The organism is Zoogloea oleivorans (assembly GCF_008107625.1).
GTDB lineage: Bacteria > Pseudomonadota > Gammaproteobacteria > Burkholderiales > Rhodocyclaceae > Zoogloea > Zoogloea oleivorans.
Genome location: NZ_SDKK01000012.1, coordinates 21,872 through 42,141, shown reverse-complemented (window position 1 = coordinate 42,141; position 20,270 = coordinate 21,872). Strand labels below are relative to the sequence as shown.

18 protein-coding genes are annotated in these 20,270 nt (G+C 65.3%); 12 read left to right on the top strand and 6 right to left on the bottom strand.

Going from position 1 to position 20,270, the window contains the following annotated elements:
* Nucleotides 1–208: 208 nt before the first annotated feature.
* The 6 genes from ETQ85_RS13525 to ETQ85_RS13500 all read left to right on the top strand — a co-directional run bounded on the left by ETQ85_RS13525 (nucleotide 209) and on the right by ETQ85_RS13500 (nucleotide 7,718).
* Entirely contained in the window at nucleotides 209–2,161 is a 1,953-nt protein-coding gene (locus tag ETQ85_RS13525) for a CHASE domain-containing protein (RefSeq protein WP_148579604.1), read from the top strand.
* A 57-nt stretch (nucleotides 2,162–2,218) separates the two neighbouring features.
* Nucleotides 2,219–3,661 carry a pyruvate kinase gene (pyk, locus tag ETQ85_RS13520; RefSeq protein WP_148579603.1) on the top strand — a complete coding sequence of 481 codons (1,443 nt, stop codon included), beginning with the start codon at nucleotides 2,219–2,221 and terminating at the stop codon, nucleotides 3,659–3,661.
* A 138-nt stretch (nucleotides 3,662–3,799) separates the two neighbouring features.
* The gene (gene fba / locus ETQ85_RS13515; protein ID WP_148579602.1) at nucleotides 3,800–4,864 is read left to right on the top strand and encodes a class II fructose-bisphosphate aldolase; all 1,065 of its coding nucleotides are present in this window, start codon (nucleotides 3,800–3,802) and stop codon (nucleotides 4,862–4,864) included.
* Between the two features lie 58 nt (nucleotides 4,865–4,922).
* Nucleotides 4,923–5,291 carry a hypothetical protein gene (locus ETQ85_RS13510; RefSeq protein WP_148579601.1) on the top strand — a complete coding sequence of 123 codons (369 nt, stop codon included), beginning with the start codon at nucleotides 4,923–4,925 and terminating at the stop codon, nucleotides 5,289–5,291.
* 135 nt (nucleotides 5,292–5,426) lie between these two features.
* Entirely contained in the window at nucleotides 5,427–6,728 is a 1,302-nt protein-coding gene (locus ETQ85_RS13505; protein WP_148579600.1) for a DUF3422 family protein, read from the top strand.
* Nucleotides 6,729–6,785: 57 nt separating this feature from the next.
* Nucleotides 6,786–7,718: a phosphoribosylaminoimidazolesuccinocarboxamide synthase gene (locus ETQ85_RS13500; protein ID WP_148579599.1), complete on the top strand. Its 933-nt coding sequence runs from the start codon at nucleotides 6,786–6,788 to the stop codon at nucleotides 7,716–7,718.
* 73 nt (nucleotides 7,719–7,791) lie between these two features.
* On the opposite strand, the gene ETQ85_RS13495 is transcribed toward ETQ85_RS13500, so the two are convergent.
* Complete coding sequence (locus ETQ85_RS13495) at nucleotides 7,792–8,658, bottom strand: HDOD domain-containing protein (RefSeq protein WP_148579598.1); 867 nt, start codon at nucleotides 8,656–8,658, stop codon at nucleotides 7,792–7,794.
* 107 nt (nucleotides 8,659–8,765) lie between these two features.
* Between ETQ85_RS13495 and ETQ85_RS13490 the strand changes: the two genes are divergently transcribed.
* The 6 genes from ETQ85_RS13490 (at nucleotide 8,766) to ETQ85_RS13465 (ending at nucleotide 13,813) form a co-directional block, all read left to right on the top strand.
* The gene (locus ETQ85_RS13490; RefSeq protein ID WP_187394706.1) at nucleotides 8,766–10,835 is read left to right on the top strand and encodes a M3 family metallopeptidase; all 2,070 of its coding nucleotides are present in this window, start codon (nucleotides 8,766–8,768) and stop codon (nucleotides 10,833–10,835) included.
* Nucleotides 10,832–11,305: a DUF4124 domain-containing protein gene (locus tag ETQ85_RS13485; RefSeq protein ID WP_148579597.1), complete on the top strand. Its 474-nt coding sequence runs from the start codon at nucleotides 10,832–10,834 to the stop codon at nucleotides 11,303–11,305. Before ETQ85_RS13490 ends, ETQ85_RS13485 begins: the two co-directional genes overlap by 4 nt.
* Before the next feature lie 116 nt (nucleotides 11,306–11,421).
* Entirely contained in the window at nucleotides 11,422–11,922 is a 501-nt protein-coding gene (locus ETQ85_RS13480) for a phasin family protein (protein ID WP_148579596.1), read from the top strand.
* 192 nt (nucleotides 11,923–12,114) lie between these two features.
* The gene (xth, locus tag ETQ85_RS13475; protein ID WP_148579595.1) at nucleotides 12,115–12,873 is read left to right on the top strand and encodes an exodeoxyribonuclease III; all 759 of its coding nucleotides are present in this window, start codon (nucleotides 12,115–12,117) and stop codon (nucleotides 12,871–12,873) included.
* Complete coding sequence (locus tag ETQ85_RS13470; protein WP_148579594.1) at nucleotides 12,870–13,532, top strand: Crp/Fnr family transcriptional regulator; 663 nt, start codon at nucleotides 12,870–12,872, stop codon at nucleotides 13,530–13,532. Before xth ends, ETQ85_RS13470 begins: the two co-directional genes overlap by 4 nt.
* An 89-nt stretch (nucleotides 13,533–13,621) precedes the next feature.
* On the top strand, nucleotides 13,622–13,813 hold the full coding sequence (locus ETQ85_RS13465) for a YgaP family membrane protein (protein WP_148579593.1): 192 nt from the start codon (nucleotides 13,622–13,624) through the stop codon (nucleotides 13,811–13,813).
* Nucleotides 13,814–13,903: 90 nt separating this feature from the next.
* On the opposite strand, the gene rsmA is transcribed toward ETQ85_RS13465, so the two are convergent.
* From rsmA to ETQ85_RS13440, 5 genes are all read right to left on the bottom strand, one after another.
* Nucleotides 13,904–14,716 carry a 16S rRNA (adenine(1518)-N(6)/adenine(1519)-N(6))-dimethyltransferase RsmA gene (rsmA, locus tag ETQ85_RS13460; RefSeq protein ID WP_148579592.1) on the bottom strand — a complete coding sequence of 271 codons (813 nt, stop codon included), beginning with the start codon at nucleotides 14,714–14,716 and terminating at the stop codon, nucleotides 13,904–13,906.
* Nucleotides 14,709–15,608: a patatin-like phospholipase family protein gene (locus tag ETQ85_RS13455; RefSeq protein ID WP_148579591.1), complete on the bottom strand. Its 900-nt coding sequence runs from the start codon at nucleotides 15,606–15,608 to the stop codon at nucleotides 14,709–14,711. The genes rsmA and ETQ85_RS13455 overlap by 8 nt, the downstream gene beginning before the upstream one ends.
* Complete coding sequence (gene pdxA, locus ETQ85_RS13450; RefSeq protein WP_148579742.1) at nucleotides 15,605–16,594, bottom strand: 4-hydroxythreonine-4-phosphate dehydrogenase PdxA; 990 nt, start codon at nucleotides 16,592–16,594, stop codon at nucleotides 15,605–15,607. Before pdxA ends, ETQ85_RS13455 begins: the two co-directional genes overlap by 4 nt.
* 92 nt (nucleotides 16,595–16,686) lie before the next feature.
* A complete protein-coding gene (locus ETQ85_RS13445; protein WP_148579590.1) occupies nucleotides 16,687–17,985 on the bottom strand; it encodes a peptidylprolyl isomerase in 1,299 nt (432 codons plus the stop codon).
* Between the two features lie 15 nt (nucleotides 17,986–18,000).
* Nucleotides 18,001–20,270: LPS-assembly protein LptD (locus tag ETQ85_RS13440; RefSeq protein ID WP_246128764.1), on the bottom strand; the 2,270-nt coding region annotated here is incomplete at its 5' end.

Genomic DNA, 20,270 nt, shown 5'->3' with positions numbered 1-20,270 from the left:
GTCCTTGGGTAATCGATAGAAGCCAGTATTTACCTGACGGGGCACAGGCTGCACGGAGGCAGGCGGGCCAGCGGCGTCAAAGGTCCGGATTATGACACTCCCTTCGAGTCAATTTACCGGTCGCGACTGCCGTTAATGCTGCCGAAACACAATACAGACCCGTCCGACACCGCGCGCGCAAGGTCACTGGAGTGGAGAAACGTCGAAGATGAAGGCCTTCGCTGGATGGCTTCCGCACAAGCAGACTGCCACCATCCTGCCGACCCTCCTCGCCCTGGCGCTGACCATCACGATGGGCAGCCTGGCCATCGCGCGCTTCGACGCGGCTCATGACGAGGCCCTGCGCAACGCCTTCGCCTATGAAACCAGCGAAATCACCCTCAAGATCGAGGAACGACTAAAAGCGTACCGGCAAATCCTGCGCGGCAGCAGGGCACTCTTCACGGCATCACAGGAAGTCACCCGCCGGGAGTGGCAGCATTACGTGGACGCCCTGCGCCTTCAGGCCGACTACCCGGGTATTCAGGGTGTCGGTTTCGCGGTGCCCGTGCCAGCCGCCAAGCTGGCGCTCCACGAACAACAGATTCGGACCGAGGGCTTTCCCGATTACCAGGTCACCCCTGCCGGCCCCCGGGCCGAATACACCGCCATCGTTTTCCTGGAACCCTTCGACTGGCGCAACCAGCGGGCCTTCGGCTACGACATGTATTCCGAACCGGTGCGCCGCGAAGCGATGGAGCGGGCCCGACGCCTGGGCACACCGGCCCTGTCCGGCAAGGTCCGGCTGGTGCAGGAAACCCGCACCGACCCGCAGGCCGGCGTGCTGCTCTATCTGCCGGTGTTTCGCCACGATGCCCCGCTGCTCACGCCAGCCCAGCGCGAGCGGGCCTTTCTCGGCTGGGTGTACAGCCCTTTCCGGATGCGCGACCTGATTACCGGCATCCTCGGTGAATCTGCTCCGGGCAGCCGGCTGCGCATTTACGATGCGCACGATCAAAGCCCGGCCTCCCTGCTGTTCGACAGTCATCCGGAGCGCCGCGAGTCCGGCGCGCTCACCGACCGGAGAGTGGTCGAACTGGAGAACCGGGTATGGACGCTGGTTTTCGACAGCAGCCCGATCTTCCCCCTCGATGAGAAAACCCGCCAGATGGAACAGACGGCCATCGTGCTGATCGGTGCCCTGTTCGTCCTCCTGACCGCCTTCTTCTTCTCGGCCCGTCAGCGCGCCCGCGAACTCGACCGGATCAGCACCTCCCTGCGCACCAGCGAAGCGCGCTACAGCACGCTGGTCAATCTCTCCCAGGACGGCATCGCAGCCCTCGACACCGACCTGCGCTTCACCTTTCTGAATCCGCGCCTGATTGGCCTGCTCGGCTATGCGCCCGACGCCCTCCTCGGCCAGCGCTTCGATAGTCTGTGGCCCAGCGGAGACAGCACACGCAGCCGTAGCCTGGCCGAGCGCCTGCAACGGGGCGAGGCCGCCACCAACGAACAGGAGCTGCGCCGGGCTGACGGACGGATTCTTACCGCCATCGTCACCGACGCACCGCACATCGATGCCATCGGCGGGCTACAGGGCGTCATCCTGACCATCACCGACATTTCCGAACGCAAGGCCTCGGAGCAGCGCATTCACTACCTGGCCACCCACGACCCCCTGACCGGGCTGGCCAACCGGGCCATGTTCATGGACCAGATGAACACCAGCCTGCTCATCGCCAAACGCCACAAGACACGCTTCGCGCTGCTCTTTCTCGACCTGGATCACTTCAAGGAAATCAACGACAGCCTCGGCCACGCTGCCGGCGACGCCCTGCTGATCGAATCGGCCAGCCGCATGCGCCACGGCCTGCGCGCCAGCGACCTGCTCGCCCGCCAGGGGGGCGACGAGTTCATGGCCCTGCTCCACGACATACACAGCATGCACGAAGCCCTCGGCGTGGCCGAAAAGATCCGTCGCGCCCTCAATGAAACCTTCATCATCGATGCTCACGAATGCCTGGTATCGGCCAGCATCGGCATCGCCCTCTACCCCGATCACGGCAAGGACCTCGAAAGCCTCACCCGCAGCGCCGATGCCGCCATGTACCGGGCCAAGATGAACGGCCGCAATGGCGCCAGCGCCGCACCGGACGCCCCGCCGGAGCCCGTTGAACCTTAATATGTCGGCCAACTGCATCGATCAAGCCGTCCCGCGTCACACCACTCTGGAGACCCCATGTCCCGCCACACCAAGATCGTCGCCACCCTCGGTCCCGCTTCATCCGACATCGCCACCCTTGAGCGCCTCGTGCAGGCCGGCGTGGACGTGGTCCGCCTCAACTTCTCGCACGGCAAGGCCGAAGACCACATCGCCCGTGCCAACCAGATCCGCGAAGCCTCCCAGCTGGCCGGCCGCCCGGTGGGCATCCTGGCCGATATGCAGGGCCCCAAGATCCGTGTCGGCAAGTTCGAGGAAGGCAAGATCATCCTGCAAAAAGACGCCGCCTTCATCCTCGACGCTGCCTTCGCCGGACCGGGCAACGCCCACCGGGTCGGCCTCGACTACAAGGATCTGCCCCGCGACGTGAAGCCGGGCGACGTCCTGCTGCTCGACGACGGACGCCTCAAGCTGGGTGTCGAACGCGTCCTCGGCCATGAAATCCACACCACCGTCAAAGTCGGCGGCGAACTGTCCAACAACAAGGGCATCAACCGCCAGGGCGGCGGCCTCACCGCTCCGGCCCTCACGGCCAAGGACATGGACGACATCAAGACCGCCGCGCAGATCGGCGTGGATTTTGTCGCCATCTCCTTCCCCAAGGGCGCCGCCGACATGTACATGGCCCGCCAGTTGCTGCGCGCCGCCGGCAGCAGCGCCATGCTGATCGCCAAGATCGAGCGCACCGAAGCGGTCGCCAACCTCGAAGAAATCCTCGACGCCTCCGACGGCATCATGGTGGCCCGCGGCGACCTGGCCGTCGAAGTCGGCGACGCCGCCGTGCCGGCCCTGCAGAAACGCATGATCCGCGCCGCCCGCGAGCGCAACAAACTGGCCATCACCGCCACCCAGATGATGGAGTCGATGATCCACAGCCCGGTGCCGACCCGCGCTGAAGTCTCCGACGTAGCCAACGCCGTGCTCGACGGCACCGACGCGGTGATGCTGTCCGCCGAAACCGCCTCCGGTACCTTCCCGGTCGAGGTTGTCGAATCGATGGCGCGCATCTGCCTCGAAGCCGAAAAATCCGCCGAAGTCACCATGGACCGCGACTTCCTCGACCGCATCTTCACGCGCATCGACCAGTCCATCGCCATGGCCGCCATGTGGACCGCCTACCACCTCAAGGTCAAAGCCATCGCGGCCCTCACCCAGACCGGCTCCACCGCCCTGTGGATGAGCCGTCTGAACAGCGGCGTGCCCATCTACGCCCTCACCCCGGAAGTCTCCGCCCGCAACCAGATGACCCTCTACCGGGAGGTCTACCCGCTGCTCATGTCGCAGGTGCACGCAGACCGCGACGTGCTGCTGTGGGAAGCCGAACAGATCCTGCTCGAACAAGGCGTGGTCGATTACGGCGACCTCATTGTGCTGACCATCGGCGAACCGATCGGCTCGGCCGGCGGCACCAACACGATGAAAATCGTGCGCGTCGGCGACACCCCGAAACCCAACGCCTGACAGGCCTTCCCGCGTGACCGGCACCACCCGCCACGCAATCTTGAGGCCTGCCAGGCGAGCAGGCCTCATGCCGACACGCTAGAATCCGGTTTTTTACGTCTATACCCGGCCGGGCTCCCGGCCCTCGGAGAAAACACCATGTCCCTAGTTTCCATGCGCCAGCTGCTCGACCACGCCGCCGAATTCGGCTATGGCCTGCCTGCGTTCAACGTCAACAACCTCGAACAAGTCCAGGCCATCATGGAAGCCGCTGCGGAAACCGACAGCCCGGTCATCATGCAAGCCAGCGCCGGCGCCCGCAAATACGCCGGTGAAGCCTTCCTGCGCCACCTGATCGACGCCGCCGTCGAAGCCTACCCGCACATCCCCGTCGTGATGCACCAGGACCACGGTCAGTCCCCCGCCATCTGCATGGGCGCCATCCGCTCCGGCTTCTCGTCGGTGATGATGGATGGTTCCCTGCTCGAAGACGGCAAGACCCCGTCCTCCTTCGACTACAACGTCGACGTGACCCGCAAGGTCGTCGAAATGTCCCACGCCATCGGCGTCAGCGTCGAAGGCGAACTGGGCTGCCTCGGCTCCCTCGAAACCGGTCAGGCCGGTGAAGAAGACGGCATCGGCGCCGAAGGCGTGCTGGATCACTCCCAGATGCTGACCGACCCGGACCAGGCCGCCGAATTCGTCAAGCTGACCAACTGCGACGCCCTGGCCATCGCCATCGGCACCAGCCACGGCGCCTACAAGTTCAGCCGCAAGCCCACCGGCGACATCCTCGCCATCGAGCGCATCAAGGCCATCAACGCGCGCATCCCCAACACCCACCTGGTCATGCACGGCTCCTCCAGCGTGCCGCAAGAGCTGCTCGAAATCATTCGTCAGCATGGCGGTGACATGAAGGAAACCTACGGCGTGCCGGTCGAAGAAATCGTCCAGGGCATCAAGTACGGCGTGCGCAAGATCAACATCGACACCGACATCCGTCTGGCCATGACCGGCGCAATCCGCAAGTACCTTTTCGAGAACCCCGAAAAGTTCGATCCGCGCGACTACCTCAAGCCCGCCCGCGAAGCCGCCAAGCTGGTCTGCAAGGCCCGCTTCGAAGCCTTCGGCACCGCCGGCAACGCCAGCAAGATCAAGCCGATCAGCCTCGACAAGATCGCCGCCGGTTACAAGAGCGGCAGCCTGAACCAGATCGTCCGCTAAGCAATCCCCCGGTTCGGGGCCGGATTACCGGCTCCGGACTTCTTGAAAGGTCCCGCCAATGGCTGCTCCCTGGTTCACGCTGTTCCGCGCCATTCCCTGGTCCGACGTCATCAACCACGCCCCCGGTGTCGCCAAGGGCGCCAAAAAACTGTGGGAAAAGGTCGCCACCCGCAAGACGACCGAAACGCAGGCCACCACGGCCGCCCCCACCGCCAGCCCCGACCAGCGCATGGCCGCCCTCGAAGCGCGCCTGGCCGAAATCGACGCCCGCCAGCAGGACAGCGCCGAACTGCTGGCTGCCCTCGCCAGCCAGAATGCCGAACTCGTCCGCACCACCGAAGCCCTGCGCCGCCGCACACGCGTGCTGAGCGTCGGACTCGCACTCATCCTCATTGCCCTGCTGATCAGCCTGTACCGCGCGGGCTAAATTTTGTTGCACCGCAACAACGCACCGTGACGGGGCGCACACCCAGCTGACGCATAGCCCTTGCCAGCCAGCCTTCCGTAACGGCAAGATGAATCCCCGATCACGCCCGGCGGATTTCGCCGCAGTGCAGCCACCATGACCCTGCCCGACCATTTCGCCGAGCACGACCAGCGCCAGGCCCTCAACGCCGAATTCCACGCCCGCCCGCCGGTGCCGCTGGAAAGCCCCACGCTGATCAGCTACCTCGCCATGCACCACGAAGGCGAAAGCGGCGGCGCCGCGCTGCAGCACCTGATCGCCCTCGGCAAACTCCTCGGCCAGCCCGTCGACGCGGAAGGCACTCATCGCCTGATCGACTTCGGTCATTTCCAGCTCAAGTGGGAACTCCACAACGAGTTCTCCAGCTACACCTTCTTCCGCTCCGTCGCCCGTGGCGAAGGCCTCGACGTACCCACCTCGGCCCTCGCCGTGGTGCCTGAAGCCTGGCTGCAGAGCCTGCCCGGCAAGCTCATCGTCGCCACCCATGTCGAGCTGCGCTCCGCCGCCGAAGTGACGCCCGAAAGCGTGATGGACAAGCTCTCCCCCATCGGCAGCCAGATGGTTGGCGCCATCGTGGCCGACGGCGCGGCCTGGGTATTCACCGACTTCCTGTTCGAAGACGGCTTCTCGCGCTTCCTGGTCATCGACGTATCCCTGACCCGCCGCCAGGCCGGCCGCACCGTGCAGCGCCTGGTCGAGATCGAAACCTACCGCCTGATGGCCTTGCTGGCCTTTCCGGTCGCCAAGGACGTCGGGCGCCTGCTCGGCAACGCCGAACGCAAGCTCGCCGACCTGATGGACCGCACCGGCAGCGCCCGCTCCACTGAAGACGAACGCAGCGTGCTCGCCGACCTGACCAGCATGGCCGCCGACGTCGAGCATTCGGTCGCCCGCACCACTTTCCGTTTCGGCGCTGCCCGGGCCTATCACAGCCTGGTCATGCAGCGCATTGCCGAACTTCGCGAGCGCCGCATCATCGGCCTGCCGACCTTCCACGAATTCATGGAACGACGCCTGCTGCCCGCCATGAACACCTGTCAAACCATGGCCCGCCGGCAGGAAGACCTGTCCAGTCGCGTGGCCCGCAACAGCCAGCTGCTGCGCACACGGGTCGAAGTCGAACTCGAACGCCAGAACCAGGAACTGCTGGCCCAGATGAACCGCCGCGCCAAACTGCAGCTGCACTTGCAGGAAACCGTCGAAAGCCTGTCGGTGGTCGCCATCACTTACTACGCCTCGCAACTGGTGCAATACATGGCCAAGGGCCTCAAGCACCAGATCGAACCCTTCACGCCGGAAGGCATCACCGCCGTCGCCATTCCCCTCATTGCCGGCTTAGTCGCCTTCAGCATGCACCGCATGAGGAAGCATCTGGCGGCCGCAGAGAGCGGGCACTGACGCCCGGACCGTCTCCACCGGTATAATCACCTTTTGTCCACCAACGGACCCCAGACCGTGACCGCACCGCTCTTCGAATCCTCCATCCGCAGCCTGCCCCTTATCGCCCGTGGCAAGGTGCGCGACATCTACGCCGTTGACGCCGACAAGCTGCTCATCGTCACCTCCGACCGCCTGTCGGCCTTCGACGTGATCCTGCCGGATCCGATTCCCCGCAAGGGCGAAGTGCTGACCGCCATGGCCAGCTTCTGGTTCGCCAAGCTCGGCCACATCGTCCCCAACCAGCTCACCGGCATCGACCCCGAAACCGTGGTGGCCGCCGACGAGCGCGACCAGGTGCGCGGCCGTGCACTGGTGGTCAAGCGCCTCACCCCGCTGCCCATCGAGGCCGTGGTGCGTGGCTACGTGATCGGCTCCGGCTGGAAGGACTACCAGGACACCGGCGCCATCTGCGGCATCCAGTTGCCGGCCGGTCTCAAGCAGGCCCAGAAGCTGCCCGCCCCGATCTTCACCCCGGCCAGCAAGGCCGAAGTGGGCGATCACGACGAGAACATCAGCTTTGAACAGGCCCAGGCTCACACCGACGCCGTCCTCGCCGAAGCCCTCAAGGGCACCGGCAAAACCGGCGCCCAACTGGTCGTCGAAGCCCGTGACGCGGCCATCGCGCTGTACTCCCAGGCCGCCGACTTCGCCGCCACCCGCGGCATCATCATCGCCGACACCAAGTTCGAGTTCGGCATCGACGCCGCCGGCACCCTGCATCTGATCGACGAAGCCCTGACGCCGGACTCGTCCCGCTTCTGGCCCGCCGACAGCTACGCCGAAGGCATCAGCCCGCCCAGCTACGACAAGCAGTACGTGCGCGACTACCTGGAAACGCTGACCTGGGGTAAGGTCGCCCCCGGCCCCAAGCTGCCCGAAGAAGTCATCGCCCGCACCGCCGCCAAGTACGTCGAAGCCTACGAGCACCTCACCGGCCAGACCCTCTGAGCATCGCTCAGGGCCTGAAAGCAAACAACCCGCCTTGCGCGGGTTGTTGCGTTTACGGACGGCGCGTCCGGCCTCAGCCGATACGGAACAGGTCCATCAGCATCCGGCGCTCCTCGACCGACTCGGCCAGCACGTCCGCCAGCAGCATCTCGTCAAGACCGAGGGTCGCCGCCCTGGCCAGCCCGCTGCGGAAGGTTTCGTCCTCATGGGAGAAGGGATTACGCGTCTCGGCCACCAGGTTGGCGATGAAGACAAGGTCGGGAATCGACTTCGGCGGCCATTCTCCCCCGTAGATTTCCGGGTTATCCACGGCATCCACCAGTTCCCGCGGCATGCTCATCGCACTCAACACGGCCCGCCCGATAGGTGCGTGCCAGACCTGCACCAGATCCGACAAGGGGCTCTCGTCGCTGAGCATTTCCGGGTATTCCCACACCCGCGCCAGCAGGAAGAACTGCCCGATGTCATGAACCATGCCGGCAAAGAAGGCCGCATCCGGATCCAGGCGGGTACATCGACGAGCCAGCACGCAGCCGGTCGCTGCCACATCCACGCAATGAGCCCACAGTTTGCGGATCATCGGCTGAAAGGGGCCGAGCACCTCACGGTGCATCAACTGCTCGGCAGCCACCGCCACCGACAAGGCCCGCAGCTTGGCAAAACCGATCCGCACCAGCGACTTCGGCACATCGGTCACCAGGCGTCCGCCCGGGTTGTACCAGGCCGAATTGGCCAGCGCCACGGTACGGGCAGCGAGCAAGGGCTCAGCCGACACCATCGTGGACATGCTCGAGAGATCCATGTCCGGATCATCCAGCGCTTCCAGCACCCGCATGGTGACCTCCATCGAGGTCGGAAAGCGCAACTCGCCGTTTTCCAGCTCCTGGGAAATCGAATGCAGGAAAGCCTGCTCCGCCAGATTCAATGCCTTGTCACTCACGCTAGCCCCTTTCCGGTCCAACCGCCCCGCGTCCCTGCGCCATCAGAGGCGACACTCCCCGCGGAATTCGGCAAAATGAAACCATTCAACCGATCACCCCAACGAAAATGACCACGACTCCTGCCACCTCGCCCCTGCTTGAACTGTCCGGCCTGCCGCGTTTCGACACGATCCTGCCGGCCCACGTGGAACCCGCTGTCCGCAGCCTGCTGGACGCCCTGCACAGCACCATCGAACGCCTGCAGGACGACCCCACCCCGCCCACCTGGGCCAACTTCGTCGAACCCATCGAGAACGAGAGCGAACGCGTCGGTCGTGCCTGGGGCGTCGCCGCCCACATGCACAGCGTCATGGACACCCCCGAATGGCGGGAGGCCTACAACACGATGCTTCCCGAGGTCACCCGTTTTTACGCCGAATTGGGGCAAAACCTTAAGCTTTTTGAAAAATATAAGGCAATCCGCAACGGCGCCGAGTTCGCCACCCTCAGCCCGGCCCGCCAGCGCATCATCGACAACGAACTGCGCGGCTTCCGCCTGTCCGGTGCCGAGCTATCCGACGAGCAGAAACCGCGCTTCCAGGCCATCCAGGAAGAACTCGCCAGCCTTGGCGCCAAGTTCTCCGAAAACGTGCTCGACGCCACCAACGCATTTGCCCACGTGGTCACCGACCAAGCCGAGCTGGCCGGACTGCCCGACGACGTGATCGCCGCCGCCCGCGAATCCGCCGAAAAGGCCGGTGTGGAAGGCTGGAAGTTCGGTCTCAAGATGCCCTCCTACCTGCCGGTGATGCAGTACGCCGACAGCCGCAGCCTGCGCGAAACCTTCTACCGGGCCTACTCCACCCGCGCCGCCGAAATCGACAACGGCTTCAGCAAGCCCGAATGGGACAACGGCCCACTGATCGGCAAGCTGCTCGCCCTGCGCACCGAAGAAGCGAAGATGCTGGGCTACAACAACTACGCCGAAGTCTCCCTCGTTCCCAAAATGGCCGACTCCACCGATCAGGTCCTCGGTTTCCTGCGCGAACTGGCCGTCAAGGCCAAGCCCTTCGCCGAGAAGGATCTGGCCGAACTGCAAGCCTTCGCCAAAGACGAACTGGGTCTGGACACGCTCCAGCCCTGGGACGTGACCTACGTCTCCGAAAAGCTGCGCGTCGCCCGCTACGCCTTCTCGGAGCAGGAAGTGAAGGAATACCTGCCCGAACACAAGGTCCTGCAAGGCCTCTTCGGCGTCGTCGAAAAGCTCTACCAGATCAACATCAAGCCCGACAGCGGCCCCGTGTGGCACCCGGATGTGCGCTTCTTCCGCATCGAGCGGGACGGCGAACTGATCGGCCAGTTTTACCTCGACCTCTACGCCCGCGACACCAAGAAGGGTGGCGCCTGGATGGATTCCGCCATCACCCGACGACGCATTCCCGACGGCATCGAAACCCCGGTAGCCTACCTGGTGTGCAACTTCCCCGGCCCGGTGGGCGGCAAACCGGCCACCTTCAGCCACGACGACGCCATCACCCTGTTCCACGAAGCCGGCCATGGCCTGCATCACCTGCTGACACGCATCGATGACCTGGCCGTTTCCGGCATCCACGGTGTCGAGTGGGACGCGGTCGAGCTGCCCAGCCAGTTCATGGAAAACTTCTGCTGGGAATGGGACGTGGTCCGCGAAATGACCGCCCACGCCGAAACCGGCGAGCCGCTGCCGAAGGAACTCTTCGACAAGATGCTCGCCGCCAAGAACTTCCAGAGCGGCATGGGCACCGTCCGCCAGCTCGAGTTCTCGCTCTTCGACCTGCTGCTGCACATGGATTTCGACCCGGCCAGGCAAAGTTACATGGACCTCCTCGCCGAAGTGCGCAAGGAAGTCGCCGTGCTCGTGCCGCCGGCGTGGCACCGCTTTCCCAACAGCTTCAGCCACATTTTTGCGGGCGGCTACTCGGCCGGTTACTACAGCTACAAGTGGGCCGAAGTGCTGTCGGCAGACGCCTTCGCCGCCTTCGAGGAAGCCGCGGGCCCGGCAGGCAGCGTGCTCCACGCGGAAACCGGCGAGCGCTTCTGGAACGAGATCCTGGCCGTCGGCGGCAGCCGGCCGGCGCTGGAGTCCTTCAAGGCCTTCCGCGGCCGCGAACCGCAGGTCGATGCCCTCCTGCGCCACAGCGGCATGGTGTCTGCATGATGCGGATGCGTCGTTTCGCCGGCCTGCTCCTCCTTGCCGCCGCATTGCCGGCCGCGGCGCAAAGTGCCTACCGCTGGGTGGACAAGGATGGTCACGTCCAATACAGCGACCAGCCACCGCCCCAGGCGGTCAAGAAGTTCGAGGAGCGCAACGTCCAGCCCAACCGGGGCAACACCCAGCTCCCCTTCGCCACCCGCAAGGCGGCCGGCGAGTTTCCGGTCACCCTGTACGTCGGCAAGGACTGCGACAAGGCCTGTGACGAAGCCCGCGCACTGCTCGGCAAGCGGGGTGTGCCCTTCACCGAAGCGCGCCTCGAAAGTGCCGACGACGTGAGCACCTTCAAGAAACGCTTCGGCCAGGATCCTTTCGTTCCGAGCCTCGGCGTCGGCAAGGAAATGGAAGCGGGTTTCGCCGCCCAGCCCTGGAACAGCCTCCTCGACAAAGCCGGCTATCCCGCCGGCAAGCGCTAAAAGCCGCGGGGCGGGTTGCACGCGATCCGCCCCTGGTGCTTGACTCCCAGCCTCATGGGGCCACACTGGTCCAGCCTCCGGGCCACCCACGCAGCGCACCCACAAGGAAAGACTTCATGCCCACCGCCGCCCCCGAACCGATCGACGCCGTCGAGTCCAGCACGAACGCCTTGATGGCGCTGTCGAAAATCGCCTTTTCCAGCATTGAACAACTGGCTGCCCTGAATCTGAAGGTGGCACGCAATGCGCTGACCGATGCCGTCGCCGCCTCCGACATCCTGAACCACCCGCCGGGCCTCGAGGCCCTGAAGTCGGGAGAAAGCCCGCTCACCGGACCGGCGGCCCGCAAGGTCGTCGCCTACTTCAGCGATGCCCAGGGAATCGCCGCCAACTCGCAGAGCGAAATCAACAAGCTCATGGCCTCCTACTTCGCACCGGCCGGCAAGGGCCCGACGCCCGGCAAGTACCCAAGCCCCGGTGGCAGCTGGTCCTCCGGTTTCGACATGTTCACCAAGATTGCCCAGCAAGCTTCCAGCCTCGCGGCCGCCAATACCAAGGCGGTCGGTGTCACAACGGAAAGGCTGCTCGCCGCGACGACCACGCATTCCGGCAAATAAACCCTGCCGTGCCTGCAGCAGCAACAGAGCCCCGCCAGACGGGGCTCTTTCGTATCCTCCCCCACCACCGGACAACCGGCAGCCGTTTGCCCGGGAAGGCGTGACTGGCACAATGGGCACGCGTGGCTGACCGTGCAGCCACACCCCGACGATAAAATCAAAAGCCCTGCCGGCACTGGATTACAGCCCCCCATGAAAATCGCCACCTGGAACGTCAATTCCCTCAAGGTCCGCCTGCCCCACGTCCTCGACTGGCTGGCCGCACACCAGCCCGATGCCCTGTGCCTGCAGGAACTCAAATGCGAGAACAAGGGCTTTCCCCTCGCCGAGATTGAAGCCGCCGGCTACCACGCCGTGTTCAACGGACAGAAGACCTACAACGGCGTGGCCATCCTCACCAAAGAACCGCTGGCCGACGTGGTTTATGACATTCCCGGCTTTGCCGACGAGCAAAAGCGCATCATCGCCGGCACCCTCGACGGGGTGCGCATCGTTTGCGGCTACTTTCCCAACGGCCAGGCCGTGGGCTCCGAGAAGTTCGCCTACAAGATGGCCTGGCTCGAAGCCCTGACCGGCTGGCTGAAGTCCGAGCTGCAGAGCACGCCAAAGCTGGTCCTCGCCGGTGACTACAACGTGGCACCGGAAGACCGCGACGCCCACCCGGACTGGAAGGACGAGATCCACGTATCGGTGCCCGAACGGGACGCCTTCAAGGCCTTGATCGCCCTCGGCCTGACTGACGCTTTCCGTCTCTTCGAACAGCCCGAACGCAGCTTCTCCTGGTGGGACTACCGGCTCATGGCCTTCCGCCGCAACTTCGGCCTGCGCATCGACCACCTGCTGATCTCCGCGCCACTGGTGGACAAATGCAGCGCCTGCTACACCGACAAGGAACCGCGCAAGCTGGAGCGCCCGTCCGACCACACGCCGGTGGTCATCGAACTCGCATGAGTATCCCCGTGGCCGGCAGCAACGCCCTCGCCCTCTACCCGATCCTCGAGCACCTGTCGGAGGCCGCCCGGTCGCGTCTGCAGGAGCGGGCCCGCTTGCTCACCATCCCGGCGGGCACCACGGTTTTCGATGAGCGCCAACCCTGCCAGGGTTTTCCCTTCGTGCTGTCGGGCAGTATCCGGGTCGTCAAGGCCGCGCCCAACGGGCGCGAGCTGCCGCTCTACCGGGTCACGCCGGGCGAGACTTGCATCATCTCCTCGGCCTGCCTGCTCGGCCAGACGCCCTACAACGCCCGCGGTGTCAGCGAATCCGAAACCACGCTGCTGGTCCTGCCCATCGCCGATTTTCAGGCGCTGCTCGGCGAGCCGGCCTTTCGCGATTTCATCTTCCAGCTGTTTTCCGAGCGTATCGCCGACCTGATGCAGCTGATCGAGGAAGTGGCCTTCCGCAAGCTCGACCAGCGCCTCGCTGCACTCCTGCTGGGCAAGGGCCAGCGCGTACACACCACTCACCAGCAACTCGCCGACGAACTGGGCAGCGTGCGTGAAATCGTCAGCCGCCTGCTCAAGGGCTTCGCCGAACAAAGCCTGGTGGGCCTCTCGCGGGAGCAGGTGGAAATCCTCGACCCGGCTGGCCTGCGCCGCATCGCCGGCGGCTGATCCGGGCTGTGTAACCAAGGTTACAGACACCCTCCCTCGACAAGGGTCAAATACAGGCACCTGATAGACAAACGTACCTGGAGGCGATCATGAAAACGAACGTGGGCGGTATCGACAAGATTTTGCGGATTGGCGGCGGCGTGGCCCTGGTGGCCTGGGCAGCCCTCGGCGGTCCGGTATGGGCGTGGATCGGCGTGGTGCCCCTCGCCACCGGCCTGACCGGCTTCTGCCCGGTATACCCGCTGCTCGGCATGAGCACCTGTCCGATGAAAAAGGACTGAGCGCCGACTCAAAACAGCCGTTCATGAAAAGGCCCGCCCCGTGCGCGTTACGCGCCGGTGGCGGGCCTTTTTATTGCTGTACGGCGGCGCTCAGGAAGCCGGGCGGGCTGCCACGTAGTTGGCGATGCCCACGAACGCTTCCATGCTGAGCCGCTCGCCGCGCAGGCCCGGATCGATGCCGAGGGCTGCGAATCCGCTTTCATCCAGAAACTCGCGCAACGTGTTGCGCAGCGTCTTGCGACGCTGGCCAAAGGCGGCGGTGACGATCTTGCCAAGCAGGGCTTCGTCGGTCGCGGTGCACTCGGCCCGCGGCTTGGGCACCATGCGCACGATGCTCGACATGACCTTCGGTGCCGGGCGGAAAGCCCCCGGCGGCACGTCGAACATGCGGAACATGTTGAAGCGGTACTGCAGCATCACCGACAGGCGGCCGTACTCTTCCGTGCCCGGCGAGCCGACCATGCGCATCACCACCTCCTTCTGCAGCATGAAGGTCATGTCCTTCACCTGCTCGGCGTAATCGGCCAGGTGAAAGAGGATGGGCGTGGAGATGTTGTAGGGCAGATTGCCGACCACCCGCAGCGGCGCGCCATCGGCCACCAGACTGCCGAAGTCGAACTTGAGGGCGTCGCCTTCGTGAATGGTGAGCTTGTCCGGCGAATGGGCCGTCTTGAGACGGGCGATCAGGTCGCGATCGATCTCGACCACGTGCAGGTGATCGAGGCGCGCCATCAGCGGCTCGGTCATTGCGCCAAGGCCCGGTCCGATTTCCACCATGCGGTCGTCGGCCGCCGGGCGGATCGCGTCGATGATCTTGCGGATGATGTTGTGGTCGGACAGGAAATTCTGGCCAAAGCGCTTGCGCGCGAAATGTTGCTCGGTCGTCCGTTCTTCTTCAGCCATTTTTTCTCTCCCAGGCCGCAATCGCGTCCTTAACTCTTGCTATGGCGGCAAAGCCGACCTTCTCACCCGCCAGGATCGCCTCGTGGCGCTGCTGGAAGTTGGTCGATGCCAGGCCGCGCATGTCCGGGCTGATCACCACTTCAGCACCGTGCAGCTCCACCTTGCCGAGGGCGCCGCCCATGATGGCGATGGTGTCGAGCAGCACGTCGAGGCTGCCCTGGTTCTTCTTGCCGCTGGGACGCCCGGAAATATCCACGGCAATCACGATATCGGCCCCGAGGGAACGCGCCTCCTTGACCGGAATCGGCGCCACCAGACCGCCATCCACGTATTCGCGCCCGCCGATGGCCACCGGTGGAAAGACACCGGGAATCGACGACGAGGCGCGCACGGCGGTGCCAGTATTGCCACGCTGGAAGATGATCGGCTCACCGCTCTGCAAGTCGGTGGCGACGGCCGCGAAACGGCGCTTGAGGCCTTCGATCGGGCGGTTGCCCACGTTCGTGTTGATGAAGCGCTCCAGCGCCTCGCCCTTGATGACGCCGCGGTCGAACAGGCTCCAGTCGGTCACCGAGGATTCATCCAGCTGGATCGCCAGCTTCTGCAGCTCGAACGGGCCGTGGCCGGCGGCGTAGAGCGCACCGACCACCGAACCGGCACTGGTACCGACCACGAAGTCGGGCACGATACCGTTGGTTTCGAGAGCCTTGATCACGCCAATGTGGGCAAAACCGCGGGCAGCGCCGCCCCCCAGGGCCAGTGCAATCCTTGGTTTGAGGCGGGCCGCTGCCGGGCGCGGAGCCGGCAGATCGGGTTTGCGGGGCAGCTCGCCGCAGGCCGCCAGACCCAGCGCAGAGGCACCACCGAGCAGAAGACGTCGACGTGTGTTCATACCTTGGGCCGACCGGCGGCCATCGCAATCGCCAGCTCCACCGCGGCAAACAGGCTGCCCGGATCGGCCCGGCCGCTGCCGGCCAGATCGAGGGCGGTGCCGTGATCCACCGACGTGCGGATGATCGGCAGACCGAGGGTGACGTTAACGCCGCCGCCAAAGCTGGCGTGCTTGAGCACCGGCAAGCCCTGGTCGTGGTACATGGCGAGCACCGCATCGCCCTGCTCGAGGGTGTGCGGTACAAACAGCGTGTCGGCCGGCAGCGGGCCGATCAGTTGCATGCCTTCGGCACGCAGCGCGTCGAGCACCGGGGTGATGACTTCGATTTCCTCGCTGCCCATATGGCCGCCCTCCCCCGCGTGGGGGTTGAGGCCGGCCACCAGGATGCGCGGAGCAGCCAGGCCGAAGCGCGCCTGCAGATCCTTGTGGAGGATGCGCAAGGTATCGACGAGCAGCGGCCGGGTGATCGCGGCGGAGACGTCCTTGAGCGGCAGGTGGGTGGTGGCCAGCGCCACCCGCAGGCCGCCACCGACCAGCATCATCACCACCAGCGGCGTGCCGGTGGCTTCGGCGAGATATTCGGTGTGGCCGGAAAAGGGCACGCCGGCGTCGCAGATGATGCCCTTGTGCACCGGTGCGGTGACCATGCCGGCGAACTCGCCGGACTTGCAGCCAGCGATGGCCCGATCGAGCACATCCAGCACGTAACGGGCATTGACCGGGTCGAGCTTGCCGGCGCTGGCCGGCATGGCCAGCGGCACATGCAGCACTTCGAGGCAGCCCTCGCGAGGTGCGCCATCGCGGGTGTAGTCGATGATATCGAGGGATGGTTCGACGGCGTGGATGCGGGCGGCGATCATCTCGCGGTCGCCGAGCACGACGAGACGGGCCGGCCACTCGCGACGCGGCAGAGCAGCGCACAGGTCGGGGCCGATACCGGCGGGCTCACCGCTGGTGATGGCGAGAACGGGAATCTGGGTAGACATCTTGGGGGGTACTGGCTGGAGGGGCGCCATGAGAGGCGCCGGGGAAAGGAAGAGTACGGGCGTCAGACCGGGAGTCGACGCCCGTGTTCCCCTTACTTTTCTTCGAGGCGGTATTCCACGTAGGCCCGGTCGCGCAGTTGGCGCAACCAGTCCTGGTAGGCTTCGTCGGCCTTGCGGTCGCGCAGGGCGTTACGGGCGGCGGCGCGCTTGCGGTCGTCGGAGACATCCTGCACACGGCGCTCTTCGACCACGATCAGGTGCCAGCCGAAGGGTGACTGGACCGGTTGGCTGAGTTCGCCCGGCTTGAGGGCTTCCATGGCCTGTTCGAACTCGGGCACCGTATCGCCCGGGTAGATCCAGCCCAGATCGCCGCCCTTGGAGGCGGACAGGTCGGCCGAATGCACCTTGGCCAGGTCGGCAAAGTTGGCACCGCCCTGAACGACGCGCTCGCGCAGGTCGGTCAGGCGCCGGCGGGCGTCGGCGTCGGAAACCACTTCGCTGGTCTTGATCAGGATGTGACGGGCGCGGGTCTGCTGGACCTGCACCGGCGCCGCGGCCTGGCTGCCTCCCTTGCTGTCCACCACCCGGACGATGTGGAAGCCGGCGGCGCTGCGCAGGATCGGCGTCGTCTCGCCGGGCTTGAGGCCGGCAACGGCTTCGGCAAAGATGCCTGGCAGGCGCTCGGCACTGCGCCAGCCCAGGTTGCCGCCCGACAGGGCGTCCGGTGCATCGGAGTAGCTGGCGGCCAGCTTGTCGAAGGCCTCGCCACGGGTAATGCGGGCGGCCACGCCCTCGGCCTTGGCACGCACCCGGGCCAGTTGCTCGGGGCTCGCGCCTTCAGGGGTGCGGAACAGGATGTGGGACAGGTTGTACTCTTCCTTGCCGACCACGTTTTCCGGGTTGGCCAGGAAGTTGCTGACCTCCGCATCGGAGACCACGATGCGCCCTTCCACTTCGCGCTCGCGCACGCGGGTCAGGAGGATCTCGTTGCGCACCTCTTCGCGGAAGCGCTCCCAGGAGAGACCGTCCTTCTCGAGCGCCTTGCGGAAATCGGTCATCGACAGTTTGTTGTTGTCGGCAATCCGGCCCAGGGCCCGGTCGAGGGTCACATCATCGACACGCAGGGAGGTCTCGGTGGCCAGTTGCAGTTGCAGGCGCTCGATGATCTGGCGCTCCAGGACCTGTTTTTCGAGGACCTCGGCAGGCGGCAGCGTGGTGCCTTGCCGGGAGAGCTGACGGGTCACTTGGTCGACGCGCAGGCGCAGGTCGGAGCGGGTAATGACTTCGCTGTTCACGACAGCCACGATGCGGTCCACCTCCACCGGCCCGTCGGCAGCAAGGGCTGAGTGGGCGAACAGGGAGGCGGCAAGCAGGGAGACGATCAGTTTCATGAGTGGGGCGGTCTTTCAGAAGGCGTCGTCGCTGGAGAAGGGGTTGGAGCCGTCGTTGATCTTGCCATATCCGGGAACGCCACGACGGAGCACATTGAGCGGGCTGGAGCCCAGGCTGCCGGCGCCGTTGAATTCGAGCTGGAAGAAGAAGGAACGGTTCACGTCGGTGGCGCTGGTGGTCAAGTGCTGCACCACGCCGCGGAAGACCCAGCAGCCGGCGTTGTACTCGACCCCGGCGATACCCTGGGTCAGACGGTGGTCGCGCAGGTTGCGATTGTAGCGGCCGACGCCATACCAGTTGCCCCACAGGGGCCACTGGCCGGTAAGGTCGATGTCACGGAAGCCGTTGGGCGAAGCCGGGTCGCTCGAATAATTGCGCCGGTAGCGCCAGCTGACACCCAGCGCCCGGGCGTAGGCCGGCTGGTAACGCACGCCCACGTTGAAACGCTCGGTCCAGCTTTCCTGGGTGTTGTACTGCCAGGCCGTATCGAGCTGGGTTTTCGGGGCGATGGTCCCGCTGGCGGCAGCCAGCATGTCGGGCTGCTTGCCGCTGCGCGTCGCCACGCCGTTCTTGTTCTTGTAATCCAGGAAGACCCGCTGCTCCTCGAAATAGAAACGCGGGCCGAGGGCGGCACGAACGGTCTCGGCGCCGGTAGCCGGGTCGATCAGGCGGGTCTGGACCGCGGTGGTGACCTGGTTGGCGTTGGCGATACGGTCGCCGCCGGTAAAGATGTTCTCGGCAAAGATCTGGGCGAGGTTGAAGTCGTAGGATCCCGAATCGAAGTTCGGAATCATCGACTGGTCGCGATACGGCACGTAGAGGTAATACACCCGCGGCTCAAGGGTATGGATGTAGTCCCGGCCACCAAAGCTGGTATCGCGCTCGAAACTGACACCGCTATCCACCGACACGATCGGCACACTGCGCGTCACCGTGTTCTCGCCGGTGCTGGTGCGCCGGTCGAGATCGTAGCGGGTGGCGTGGACGCCGATCTTGGGCGTCACGTAGAAGGCCGAGGTCTGCAGCGGCAGCGCCAGTTGCGGATAGAAGGTCGTGCGACGGCCTTCGTCGAGCGTCGGATGGCTGAAGGCCACGAACTCGCTGTTGAGCAGGAAGGTGGTGCCCCCCGGCAGTTCGGGCCGATTGGCGTTCAGGGTCAGCTGGGGCAGCCGCTTGTAAGGCTGGGTGACCGTCGCTCCGTTGGGGTCCTGCAGGGTCTGGAAAGCCTGCAGCATGCCGGTGGCCGTCCACCAGCCGCCGCCCGAATAGCTCAGGGAGCCCTGACGCAGGAGGTTCACCTGTGAGGTCAGGGCCAGGCGCGAGCTCAAGTCGATGAAGTACAGCGGGTCGGACACCCCGGAGAAGTTGATGTTGCCCGCCCAGCCGTTGCCGAAAACCTCGTCGTGCCGGACCGAACCGGCGTAGCGACTGCGCTTCTCGACCTGGTCCTCCGGCATGTATTCGAGGTAGGTGGTGCCCCGGCGGGTCGGCGTGATGTAACGCAGCTCGTTGCGCATCTGCAGGCCGCGACGCCCCATGTAGCGGGCAGTCAGGGTGTCGTCGTAGTTTGGTGCGATGTTGAAATAATACGGAACCGTGAGGTCGAAACCGACCTTGTTCGACGTACCGAAGGTGGGCGACAACACCCCGGACTTGCGGCTTTCACCCAGCGGAAAATCCGCCCACGGCATGTAAACCAGTGGCACGCCCTTGAACACCAGCGTCCCGCCGGTGGCATCACCCACTTCGCTGTCGTAGTCGAGCTGGAGTTCCTTGGCCTTGAGATACCAGTCCGGGCGATCGGGCTTGCAACTGGTCCAGGTGGCGTTGAAGAAGCGGAACTGGTTCTCGCCTTCCAGATCCAGCTTGTCGGCCGAGCCATGCCCGGTGAGCGGCTGCTGGCGCAGCGGCACAGCCTGGCCTGGCAGCAGCGGCAGCTGACCGGGCTGCGGCGGGCGCGGCGGACGGCTGATGGCGTAACTGGGCGAATCGAAGGTGCCGACCTGCTCCTGCACCTTGATGCGCGCATGCGGGCCTGTCATCTCGTCGGTGCCACGGGTCATGCGCACATTGCCGGTAGCCTCCACCTCGTCGGTGAGCTCGAAGTACTGAAGCTTGTCGGCCTCGACCCGGGTGGCGTCACGGGTGAGCACCGCCGAGCCCTCGGCGAACGCATCCACATCCTGCCGGGCGACAACCTTGTCGCCGGAAATGAGGGTCGTGCCGGTTTTCGCCGGCTTTGCCGGCGCGGCAGCTGGCGCCGGCTTGCGCGCCGGGCTGGCCG

Coding starts and splice junctions, on each gene's coding strand:
- ETQ85_RS13490 (WP_187394706.1), top strand. CDS start 8,766: ATGACCACGACTCCTGCCACCTCGCCCCTGCTTGAACTGTCCGGCCTG.
- ETQ85_RS13510 (WP_148579601.1), top strand. CDS start 4,923: ATGGCTGCTCCCTGGTTCACGCTGTTCCGCGCCATTCCCTGGTCCGAC.
- pyk (WP_148579603.1), top strand. CDS start 2,219: ATGTCCCGCCACACCAAGATCGTCGCCACCCTCGGTCCCGCTTCATCC.
- ETQ85_RS13445 (WP_148579590.1), bottom strand. CDS start 17,985: ATGAAACTGATCGTCTCCCTGCTTGCCGCCTCCCTGTTCGCCCACTCA.
- ETQ85_RS13455 (WP_148579591.1), bottom strand. CDS start 15,608: ATGAACACACGTCGACGTCTTCTGCTCGGTGGTGCCTCTGCGCTGGGT.
- pdxA (WP_148579742.1), bottom strand. CDS start 16,594: ATGTCTACCCAGATTCCCGTTCTCGCCATCACCAGCGGTGAGCCCGCC.
- ETQ85_RS13485 (WP_148579597.1), top strand. CDS start 10,832: ATGATGCGGATGCGTCGTTTCGCCGGCCTGCTCCTCCTTGCCGCCGCA.
- rsmA (WP_148579592.1), bottom strand. CDS start 14,716: ATGGCTGAAGAAGAACGGACGACCGAGCAACATTTCGCGCGCAAGCGC.
- ETQ85_RS13480 (WP_148579596.1), top strand. CDS start 11,422: ATGCCCACCGCCGCCCCCGAACCGATCGACGCCGTCGAGTCCAGCACG.
- ETQ85_RS13525 (WP_148579604.1), top strand. CDS start 209: ATGAAGGCCTTCGCTGGATGGCTTCCGCACAAGCAGACTGCCACCATC.
- ETQ85_RS13470 (WP_148579594.1), top strand. CDS start 12,870: ATGAGTATCCCCGTGGCCGGCAGCAACGCCCTCGCCCTCTACCCGATC.
- ETQ85_RS13465 (WP_148579593.1), top strand. CDS start 13,622: ATGAAAACGAACGTGGGCGGTATCGACAAGATTTTGCGGATTGGCGGC.
- xth (WP_148579595.1), top strand. CDS start 12,115: ATGAAAATCGCCACCTGGAACGTCAATTCCCTCAAGGTCCGCCTGCCC.
- fba (WP_148579602.1), top strand. CDS start 3,800: ATGTCCCTAGTTTCCATGCGCCAGCTGCTCGACCACGCCGCCGAATTC.
- ETQ85_RS13505 (WP_148579600.1), top strand. CDS start 5,427: ATGACCCTGCCCGACCATTTCGCCGAGCACGACCAGCGCCAGGCCCTC.